This window comes from Candidatus Hodgkinia cicadicola (genome assembly GCF_002774925.1).
Map to the genome: position 1 here is coordinate 1 of NZ_NXGO01000106.1, position 829 is coordinate 829.

General features: G+C 28.2%; 1 protein-coding gene. It reads right to left on the reverse strand.

What is annotated here, in order from left to right:
- Positions 1 to 87: 87 nt before the first annotated feature.
- A complete protein-coding gene (locus MAGTDC_RS03510) occupies positions 88 to 270 on the reverse strand; it encodes a hypothetical protein (protein ID WP_146657069.1) in 183 nt (60 codons plus the stop codon).
- Positions 271 to 829: the final 559 nt, after the last annotated feature.

The following is an 829-nucleotide window of genomic DNA, read 5'->3' on the forward strand; positions in this document are numbered from 1 at the left end:
AATGAAGTTATTCTTATCTTTATAGATATTGTTCATAAATTTGTATTTATTTATCTCAGATAAGACACAACACTTGAGAGATTAACCTTACCTCCAAAGGTTTGTTATTTTAAGCATAGCATTATCTGAAGCCATATCTCATTCTAACATCAGTTCAGTGACATTTATCTCTACATCTAATAATTTAATATAATAGAGATCATTTATATCAAACATGGCTCTTAAACTTTTAATAGAGTATTTACAATTACTTAATAACCTTTTGTTCAACGGACTTAAACTTATAGTTTTGATGATATGACCACCATTGTTTCTACGTTTAAAACCATATTCTAATATCCTTTTGTTAACTAAATATTGTTTTCTTCTAGAACTATATCTCTTATTATCAGATCCTACTCTTTGACCCTTGTGTTCCCTATCACATGTTCTTTCTTTTTGAACAACCAGAACCCCGTACTACTCTTCGTGATGTCTTCATGAGACTGGAACTCAATGAGTTTAACAACAACATTTTCAGAGATTAAAACATGAAGCTTTGTTCCTTTAATATGTTAAATGTTACTTTAATATTATTATGTGTAATTTCTTGATCCAATGATGAATATACTAATGTTTTAATTCTCAGTACATCAAAGACAGATGTTGTAACATCACTTGTTTTGTTCTTATAATGTTGTTAGTCATTCATAGTATCGGATTAATACATGGTCAAATTATATCTAAATTATTATTAGAAATAAGTTCTTTGTTCCTTCCGAGAGGAACCTTTAACATGTTATTTAAATACAACGACAAAAGTATTGGAACAACATCCTGTGTTTTGTTT